This is a genomic window from Phocaeicola paurosaccharolyticus JCM 15092 (assembly GCF_000613805.1).
Classification (GTDB): Bacteria; Bacteroidota; Bacteroidia; order Bacteroidales; family Bacteroidaceae; genus Phocaeicola; species Phocaeicola paurosaccharolyticus.
The window spans coordinates 21342-31748 of the sequence record NZ_BAJR01000038.1 but is presented as its reverse complement, the minus strand read 5'-3'; the positions used below and the strand labels follow the sequence as shown (position 1 = coordinate 31748).

Annotated in this window: 6 protein-coding genes and 1 pseudogene; 4 read left to right on the top strand and 3 right to left on the bottom strand. The window is 38.3% G+C overall.

The genetic code is table 11. The features are described 5' to 3' along the window. Positions 1-78: 78 nt before the first annotated feature. A complete protein-coding gene (locus JCM15092_RS12815; RefSeq protein WP_024995006.1) occupies positions 79-951 on the top strand; it encodes a VIT1/CCC1 transporter family protein in 873 nt (290 codons plus the stop codon). 115 nt (positions 952-1066) lie between these two features. Here the strand turns inward: JCM15092_RS12815 and JCM15092_RS12810 are convergent, their stop codons facing one another. Continuing rightward, entirely contained in the window at positions 1067-2950 is a 1884-nt protein-coding gene (locus JCM15092_RS12810; RefSeq protein ID WP_024995005.1) for a SusD/RagB family nutrient-binding outer membrane lipoprotein, read from the bottom strand. 22 nt (positions 2951-2972) lie between these two features. Beyond that, the gene (locus JCM15092_RS12805; protein WP_024995004.1) at positions 2973-6407 is read right to left on the bottom strand and encodes a SusC/RagA family TonB-linked outer membrane protein; all 3435 of its coding nucleotides are present in this window, start codon (positions 6405-6407) and stop codon (positions 2973-2975) included. A 342-nt stretch (positions 6408-6749) separates the two neighbouring features. Here JCM15092_RS12805 and JCM15092_RS12800 point away from each other — a divergent pair, with 342 nt between their 5' ends. The 3 genes and pseudogenes from JCM15092_RS12800 to JCM15092_RS12790 all read left to right on the top strand — a co-directional run bounded on the left by JCM15092_RS12800 (position 6750) and on the right by JCM15092_RS12790 (position 8365). After that, positions 6750-7622 carry an aldose 1-epimerase family protein gene (locus JCM15092_RS12800; protein WP_024995003.1) on the top strand — a complete coding sequence of 291 codons (873 nt, stop codon included), beginning with the start codon at positions 6750-6752 and terminating at the stop codon, positions 7620-7622. 272 nt (positions 7623-7894) lie between these two features. After that, positions 7895-8044 (top strand): annotated as a pseudogene (locus JCM15092_RS17700) (Lrp/AsnC family transcriptional regulator); the annotation flags it as partial. A gap of 12 nt (positions 8045-8056) precedes the next feature. Then, positions 8057-8365 (top strand): Lrp/AsnC family transcriptional regulator, encoded by a 309-nt coding sequence (locus JCM15092_RS12790; protein WP_235782365.1) that lies wholly within the window; start codon positions 8057-8059, stop codon positions 8363-8365. Between the two features lie 104 nt (positions 8366-8469). Here JCM15092_RS12790 and JCM15092_RS12785 read toward each other — a convergent pair whose 3' ends face one another. Further along, positions 8470-10380 (bottom strand): SUMF1/EgtB/PvdO family nonheme iron enzyme, encoded by a 1911-nt coding sequence (locus tag JCM15092_RS12785; RefSeq protein WP_034542025.1) that lies wholly within the window; start codon positions 10378-10380, stop codon positions 8470-8472. Positions 10381-10407: the final 27 nt, after the last annotated feature.

Below are 10407 nucleotides of genomic sequence, written 5' to 3'. Positions count from 1 at the left end.
ATCTTTTTAAGGTCATCACCTCTTTTTCTTTGAAAACATTTATATATTTACTAAATATAAATATAAACATTGTATATTATGAGTTTTACTAAGGAAGAAATTAATAGTCTGATAGCTAAACAGAGAGATGAACTAACGGAGAGCTTAGTATATGAAGCACTAGCTGATATTGAGAAAAATCCGGCCAACAAAGAGGTTTTCCTGACCCTTTCACACCAGGAGAGATCTCATGCGAACATACTTAAAAAGTATACTAATGCAGAAGTGAAACCTGATCTATTCAGGGTAAAAAGGACGGCTTTATTATCCAAAATCCTTGGAATTACCTTCACTGTAAAGCAGATGGAGTCAAAAGAAGAAGGAGCTCAGGAGTTCTACAACAACTTCAAGGATAATGAGGACATGATGAGAATAAACGAAGAGGAGAACGAGCATGAGAAGAAACTCATCGAGATGATCGACGAGGAGAGACTTGGATATATGAGTTCCGTGGTTCTTGGCCTCAACGATGCTCTGGTGGAATTTACCGGTGCTCTTGCTGGTTTTACTCTTGCACTTAACAATCCATCACTTATTGCGCTTACAGGTAGCATAACTGGTATTGCTGCTGCATTGTCTATGGGATCTTCGGAATACCTCTCTACCAAATCGGAGAAAGATAGCAAGAAACACCCTGTTAAGGCATCAATATATACAGGAATAACATACCTATCAACCGTACTTGTTCTTGTTTCTCCATTTATAATTCTAAATAGCGTTATTTCTGCACTTGTGGTAATGCTTATACTCGCTCTGATAATTATCGCCCTATTCAACTACTACTATGCAGTAGCCAAAGGTGAGAGCTTTAAACATCGATTTGCAGAGATGGCAATATTAAGCTTCTCTGTTGCCGGAATTAGCTTCCTTATTGGTTACGCATTGAGAACTTTCACAGGTATTGAAGCATAATCAGAGTTCAACTACTTATTATAAAATGAATAGTCCTGCCGGAATCACTCAGGCAGGACTATCTAATTTAAATATTGATCTAATTATAAAACATTAGATTCATAGTTTGGTTTAGTTATTTTACTATTGGACCTGCTCCCCATTGTGGAGCATTAATATCTTGCCACACACGTTCATTGTTTAGTACGCCCTTTCCAGGAGTTGTTGAGAATCCCTGTGATTTATAAGCACCTACCTTTATCTGGTACATCAAGTCTGTCTCCAAAGGAGGAGAAAGGAATGTACGACGTGGATAGTAGTTTGCAGGCATTTGGTTATCTGTGTAGTCCTTACGGGCAATAAGACTAGAGCCAAACTTAGGACAACCAGAACGACGTCCTGTCACAAATTGCTCAATTGGCTGGAATGTAAAATGAAGCATCTGCTGAAGATATACTGTCTCCAAGTCATTAGCTTTGTTTCCGGTCAATTTATAATCAGCCTGTGCAAGAAGAGTTGCAACTTCACCATCTTTCAAATCAATAGCCTTTTCATTTGGATCATATCCATAGTTAGTACCATAATATGGTATCTTATTAAGAGAAGCAAGTCTATCATACTCTTTTACTGAATGTTCAACAGCTTTTGCAAAATATACCGAAGCACTCTGCAAGCCAGGAGCACCATAGAGGGCAAACTCAGCAAGGTAAAGATTTACCTCTGCAGTGCTAAGGTATAAACCATACCAAGAATTGTCGTTCTTATCCTCGATAACCGGACCTTTAGGAGCTACCGGAAGAGTGAAGTCTATTCTACCCCTTAACATCTCCTCCTGGAACATTGAGTATGGACGGTAAATATGACTCTCATCATATCTGCAACGGTTAGAATAATCGAACCAATCACCGAAGTGACTTGCATCTTTCTGTGCGTCAAATGAGTCAGGAAGACCATAGTAACGTACCCATGGTTCGCCAATGCCTATCCACTTATCAAACACCTCTTTGCCATCAACCAACTTAGTCTCCATATTTGCGAGAATATAAGAAGGAATATCACTCTTGCGATTTGCAGCTAAGAAGATATCAACAATCTTTGAGTTCCAGCTATTCTTAGTGTAGAAGAAACGTACACGTGGATCCTGGTTCTTAATAAGGAAATCTACAACATTTTTAGATGAAGCTGATGATGCCAATACACCATTGTTCCAGTGGTATACATAATCATTGTTTCCAGTGTGAGTATCTGCTTTGTGGAATAACATATCATCTGCTGTTCCATCAATAACTCCACATGGCTCTGCTACAACTTCTGAAGCAATCTGTTTAGCCAAGTCAAACTTCTGTGAGATAAGTCTCGCAGCAATCTTTAGCTTAACAGAGTTTGCCAATTTAGCCCACTTCTTCCAGTCACCATTATAGATAACATCCTGATTTCCTAAGTTATATTGACCGGTTGCAGTAGTGAAAGATGTAATAGCTGCATCCAATTGAGTCAGCCAAAGGGTGTAAAGATCTTCAACACGATCATATTTTGGTTTAAGAGTTCCACCAAGATGTCCCATACCTGCTTCTGTATAAGGAATATCACCGCAAAAATCTGTATCGAATATACCCATATAGATAGTAAGTACATTAAGAGCCGCCTCTACATTCTCGTATTTAGCGCTAACGTCAGCAGCCATCAAAGAACGCTCATATTTCAATGAATTGAGATATTTCAATACATCTATACTCTTATAACCTTGCTGAGCTGAACCTTCAATAACCGACTCAGTAACACTTCCTGTAGGAACGCTCATCTGTGTACAGTTATAGAAATCAGCAGCATTGAAGAACCAATATTGGTAGTTTGATGGTTCAAAATCAAGAACCGCCTGCGCAAACAGGTATGCTGGTTCACCTGTATTGACCGCATCTTTCATAGAGTTGGTCTCCGCAAAATCATCTTGACATCCGGTAGTAGTAAGCATTGCTCCTGCCAGAAGAAGATATGGTATTATAAATTTATATTTTTTCATTGTATACTGATTGATGTTATTATTAGAATGATGCATTAACAGTAAAAGTGAAACTTGATGTTACTCCGTCGAAAGAACGTACACGGAACTCTGCAGCTGCTGTACCTCTGACAGCCTCCGGATTTTCACCGTTAGGCATTGAGTTCAACAGGTAACCCAAGTTATGACCTGATAGAGTAAGGTTCATGTTCTTTGCTCCAATCTTGCTGTATATTTTAGAAGGCATTCTGTATGAAAGTGAAACATCACGAAGTGCTATGTAATTCAACTTTTTGAACCAAGCATCATTAACAACACCTCTGTCGAATGAAGCATTAACCCACTGATTGTTTCTATATGTCCATCCTGATGAATGAGTAGGTTCTATATAACCCTTGTCTATAAGTTCTTTATAGGTCTCACCATTAGTAGAAACAGAACCAACACCTACTGTATATTTTGAACCATCAGGCTGTGCGATAACAGTTCCTTTAGCTATAACACCTTCAGGAATCACGCCATCATAATATGTAGTATTATCCCATTTTGATATCCATGATAAACCACCATATTTAGCACTTGTATAATCAAGTGATTTCTTGGTGTAACCATAAGCTGTACCATATTTACTACCGTAAGATGCTACATATCCTCCGAATCTGGCATCAAGTCCTACGTTAAGTGTCCAGTTCTTGTACTTCAAGCTTGTAGATACAGATCCAAGGAAATCAGGGTTAATAGAACCCAGCTCCTCAACTTGACCCGAACGAGTGTAGTAACCTGTACGAGTTGAAGCATGGTATGAAATGTATGGAAGACCAGTAGAAGGATCTATCTTCTTACCTGAGTCAGTAAGTATAAGACCATATGCACCACCTACTTTAGCTACAGAACCAACACGATAGTTACCATAACCTACATCACCTTGAAGAACGATGTAATCGGCTACGTTCTCGTGAAGAGAGATAATCTTTGAACGGTTACGTGTATATGTAAAGTTTAACCCCCATTCAAAATCATTAGTGCGTACTGGAACTGCATTAATAGCAAGTTCTATACCAGAGTTCTGAATGTTTCCGGCATTTACATACTGATATTTAATACCTGACATATATGGAACAGAGATCTTCATGATCTGATCCTTAGTATTTTCCTTATAATATGTGAAGTCAACACCTATTCTGTTCTCTATAAATCTCCAGTCAAGACCAACCTCCCATGAGCTCTTTCTCTCAGGCTTAAGATCTTTTGAATAGCTTGTATCACCGATAACAGCTCCATAAATATTATTACTTCCTACAGTTGAAGAACTCAGGCTGTAAGCAGAGTTGATGATATATGGTTCTGTATCGTTACCTACCTGTGCCCAAGATGCACGCAACTTAGCAAATGAGATCCAAGAAGGAAGCATTTCACGGAATGTACTTGTGATAAGCCATGAACCAGAAATAGATGGATAGAAGTATGAGTAGGTTCCATGACCATCACCATAAACAAGTGATGAAGACCAGTCATTACGTCCTGTTACATCAATAAACAACATATCTTTATAACTTGCACCAACCTGTCCTACTACAGACAACATAGTCTTCTCACCATTGATGCTACCTGAGTATTTAGCTGCCTTCCTAGAATTACCAATGAAATATTGATTTGGAACTATAAGACCGCCATCTGTTTCAAGTTTCATAGTCTGACCAAATGAGTGATAATACTCACCACGGATAAAACCATGTAATTCTAAATCTTTCAGCTGTTTGTTAACATTAAAATTGACATTAAGGTTAGTCTGTTCCTTAGTAGTATTACTCATTGAGTAATAACCGCCGGTACCTTGGTTTGCATAACTTGAATCCGGCCTCTTATTTTCATAACGAGTATAGTAGTAGTTATAGCTACCTTCAGCTACAAACTTCAACCAACTTGTAATATCTGCATTTATTTTCAACATAGGACGAACTACAGTCTCTTTCTGGCGGAAATCATTTTCGAAAATTGACCACCACAAACCTTTACCTTGGATGTTAGCATATTCATCGCCATAAGCACTACTTGCTAAACCGCCATGAGAACCTTTATATCTATGCTTATCCGTATTAGGGTCATAAAGACGTGAGAATGTACCATCAATAAAAGACTCACCAATATTTATCTGTGCATTTTTGGGTGAAGAATTGGCAAAAGTAAAACCTGCCTCAAGTTCAACCTTATCACTTAGTTTGTGACTAGCTTTACCTAAGAAAGAGATGCGGTTGAAAGAGTTATTATCTATAGTACCATCTGCATATTTATATGACAAAGATGTATAGAATGTTGTCCTATCATTTCCGCCGCTTATTGAGACATTTGTATTTGAGTTGAAACCCGTCCTGTGAGCATCTCTATAGTTATTTTTTTGTGCAGAATATGGACGAATTGAACCATCGTAGTATTCTATCGGACTACCATCGAAAGCAGGACCAAATCCCATTCCATATGAACCGATAAGTGTGTGTTCATCTTTTGTGTTTAAGAAGAACTGGTTGAAGTTATCAAATGCCTTGTATTCTCCATATTGATCTTTCTCACCATAATCAACGTAACCGGCAAGATAACCTTCACCGTAAACATTCTGAAGATCCGGCTGTGCTGTTATAACATCAATACCTACAGTCTGAGAGAAGTTAATCCCCAAACCTTTTTTACTTTTTCCTGATTTTGTTGTGATAACTACGGCACCATTCAAACCTCTTGAACCATAAAGAGCTGTTGCAGCTGCACCTTTCAAAACAGATACTGTTTCGAAATCGTCTGGATTAAGGTTCTTAAGTTCGTTTCCATAGTCATTACTGTTTGAATCCCAATCGGCAGATGCATCATTGATTGAATTATCAAGCAAGACACCATCTACAACATAAATTGGCTGATTGTTTTTACCAAGAGTTGATGCGCCACGGATAAGGATCTTGTTGCTACCGAACAATCCACCATCCGATTGGCTGATTTCAACACCTGCTACTTTACCTTGAAGAGCTGATACTGGGTTGATGACATTCGAATTAAGGTCTTCACCTTTCATCTCTGTCATTGCATAACCCAACGCTTTCTTATCGCGTTTCATACCAAGTGCTGTTACAACAACTTCACTAAGTAATTGAGTGTCATCGCTCAAAGAAATGTTCAAAGGTTCTCCATTCCATTTTACCTCCAGTGTCTTATATCCTATATATGACACTACAAGAACTGCACCTTTGTTAACATTGGCTATAGAGAAATCTCCATCAAAACCAGTGATTGTACCATTTGTAGTTCCTTTTACAACTACAGAAGCTCCAATAATAGCTTCTCCTGTCGCATCCTTCACAATACCTGTGCATGTAGATGCCTGTTGAGTTATCTTCAACTCCGATGCTGAGTTTGCTGGTAAAGCGTATGCTATTCCGCAAGAAAGACCGAAGCATAACAATAACGTACCAACTGAACGTAGTGGCTTTTGCATAATTGTGATTTTAGTGATTAATAGTTTTTATGAATTAAAATTTAGGCTTAGATTTACACTTTATTTACTGTTTTCTCCGCAAATATATAATTATTTTAATATAAATGTATAAGGTTTATTAATTTTTTTTATTATTTAGGATGTACTTTTGCGATTTATTCGATACAATACTAAAAAATTCTTATAATACTTAAAAACAAAATTCAATATATTTTTAAAAAAAATAATAATTGCCTGAAAATATGTTAGATAATATTATATAAACACCCAACATAACATTTCTGTTTTTTGATAAACGAAAAACATTTCATAATTTTGAACTATCAAAAATGAATCTTTTATATGAACACCATTTCAAATTCAGAACTAACTCTGAACATTTCAAGTCACGGAGCAGAATTACATAATATTATTAAAGATAATAAGGAATATTTATGGCAAGGCGACCCTAAGTACTGGGGCAGACATTCTCCTGTTCTATTTCCTATTTGCGGAAGAGTATGGAATAATGTATATAGGAATAATGGAGTTGAATATTCATTAGAACAGCATGGTTTTGCCAGAGATATGGAATTCGAGGTGCTTCAAAAGGATGAAACATCTATAGAATATGTATTGGAGAGTAATGAAGAGACTCTAAAGGTGTACCCATTCAAGTTCAGACTCCTTATCAGCTATATATTAAAAGGTAATAGAATAATAGTAAGATGGAAAGTACAAAATATTGGAGATAAAGATATGTACTTCCAAATTGGCGCACATCCGGGATTCCTTTTTCCTGATTTAGATACCACAATAAGCGAAAGAGGATATTTTGCACTATTCGGCAAGAAAGATCTTGTATACAACGTTCCACTTGAGAAAGGCTGTGTAGGCGACAATTATCAGGAACTTCTTACAAATAAAGGGTTAATGGAGGTTGATACAAAAACTTTTGACTGCAACACTTATATTTTTGAAGATAACCAGTTAAACAAGGTTACATTCCTTGACAGAAAACATCACCCTTACGTAAGTGTTGAGTTCGATTCTCCTGTGCTTGCTCTTTGGTCACCGACAGCTACTCACCCTGATGCACCATTCTTCTGCATAGAACCTTGGTACGGAGAGAGTGATCATGTTGATTATAATGGTGAATTCAAAGATAAGAAGTATATGCAATACATCGCACCAAAACACAATTTTGAAGTTAGTTACACTATTATAATTGAATAATTGCATTCAGGAGTTTACTGGATAAAATTAGTTCGGTTTCGGCCAGGCGCGATTTCAGTCTGTTGACAATTATTCCGTCGATTGTGATTGTACCACTCTTCAATTTTTCAAAACCCGCCATCACGTTTAGTAGATTTGTTTCCATTATTCAGAGTTAAAATAAAAGAATATATCGATAGAAAAGGAAGAAAAATTAGGAATTATCTATAATATTACCATGCTTTTAAGAGATTAATATTCTAACAACAGTTCAAAAACAGACTTTAAAAAGAATGGCACAAATTCAAACCCTGGATGATACAGACATCCGCATACTAAGAGAATTGCAGCAGAACAGTCGACTAACAAACAAAGAACTGGCAGCACGCATACACCTCAGTACTACCCCCACCTTCGAAAGGCATCGTCGACTGGAGCGCGAGGGATATATAAAGATGTATACAGCCATAGTGGACGCCGACCGCATTGATCGGGGATTCACAGTGTATTGCAATATAGGCTTCAAACAAATCAACCGCTCACTTACCGATGAGTTTCGCGAACAGGCGAACAGTTGGGACGAGGTAACTGAGTGCTACAACGTGAGTGGTGACTTTGACTTCATAATGAAGGTTAGTGTGCAAGGTATGAAGGAATATCAGGAGTTCATCTTACACAAGGTTGGTGCCCTTGAATACGTCAGCCGTATTCAAAGCATTTTTGTGATGGAGACACTTAAGCAGTCGTATGGTGTGAGGTTATAGACAGACATTCTCTTCATATAACCTTATTTCATGGCAATGGAAGAGGAGTTCACTTTGGCTCTATAAACGATGTCTTTTGAGCTTGAATTATTCATTACCAATAATTACTCTTCCAACCATTTAAGGTTGAATCTATAATGCAGACGACTGCTAACGATGTGAATCATCCCATCTGGCGACTGCACCGCAGCTAAATAGCCTCTTGGCTCAGCATTATTTTTATCCATAATAAAGTTGCCTGTCCATGCTCCTCCATCGAGAAATCGTTCCTTACCATCAGTAAGAAGCTTTTTCACCTTCCAACTCTTGCCATCATCATAAGATAGAGCGGCATACATGCCGTATCCCTTGTATGTGGTTCCATCGGATTTAGTAAATAGCATTCCTCTCTCACTCTTTGAAGTACGCTGCGGGTGATCTGTAAATGACACAAGCAATATAGGCCCTTCGTTGAGACGCATCAGGATAAGTCTCTGGCCTCCATCAATAGGAGGAAATTCCGATGCTGAATAAGTCCAACCCCGACCTCCATCTTGCGAGATACTCATAGGCATCTTATTTATACCGTCGTTGTTCTTTATACTATTTCCTCTTCCCAATGCCATTATACTACCATCTTTCAGGCCTACTACTCCTGCATGAATGCCCGCTATAGTCGTTCCCTTCTTACCCTGACTAAAATCAGGCATAACCGCTCCATCCCATTCATCTTTCCAACTTATGCCGCCATCCTTACTTATAAGCAGAGCTGTTCCGGCATTTCCATCGGGACCGGCATCACAAGCCTGAAGTATCCACTCTTTTGATGTATAGCTTGTCCCGGATATGATCTGATGACGTTTTGAGTGCTCCGCAGCTATGATCTTTGACTGCGACCAGGTAAAGCCATTATCATTACTCTTTCGCATAACAACCATAAGGTTCTGCCAGTCACCTGCTGCCTCAACCCCATTGAAATGGTATATCTCACCCTTCTTGTTATTAAATATGGATGTACCTGTCATATTTCTATCCGGAACTTTGTAAAATAGTTGAGCAGGTTCCCAGCTATCAGCACCTTTACGAAGTCTTGAAGAGAGTACAACCATACCACGTCCGTTCTCTTCGTTTGCCGAGAACCATGCAGCTATAATATCACCATTATCACACCAGGTAACAGATGGCTGATGATTGTGACTATAGAAAGGAACACTTTTGTCCTTTGGCTCAATAACAAAAGGGATAGGCTCTAAAAAATAGGCTTTCTCCTTGTCGATGACATTTGACACAAGTGATATTTCACTCTCAACAACTCTGAATCCAGTAAGTGAATGTTTATCTTCCGGAATCATAGCCATCCTATTCGCACTTCTAAGATACCTCGCAGGAGTATTATGACTGCCACCCCTTGTCACCCTATATTCACCGTTAGCCGGACCTATAGGATCTATCTCTTCTTCAGAGCTATATGCACCATACCAGTCCATGCACCACTCCTCCACATTCCCATGCATATCATATAATCCGAAAGAGTTAGGAGGAGTAACACCTACCTTAAGTGATACAGGTTTATAATCTCTGGCGATAGTCTGATTACGTGACATTGAGGATGGTATTCCATCTCCGGTATAATATTGTGTATAAGTGCCAGCACGACATGCATACTCCCACTCAGCCTCAGTGGGAAGCCTATAATTCTTATTCTCTTTTTTACTTAGCCAGCGGCAATACTCTAAAGCATCATTATAGGAAACATTTACTACTGCATCATCATCTTCTGTTGAAACACCATTTTTTCCTCTCAGCTTACTATGTTCCGGGCGGAATATTTCATACTGCCTGTTTGTAATCTCGGTCTCACCCATACGAAACGAGTGTGATATAATTACTTTATGAATAGGAGCCTCATCATAATCCTCCCCTTCTCCCTTGCTACCCATATAGAATGAACCGGAAGGAATCTCAACCATCTTTATATCTTGTGCCAACAATGTTGATGAAATTGGGAAAGATAATAGTGATAAGGTGAAAAACATTTTTAGAATAGGTTTGTACATATTAAT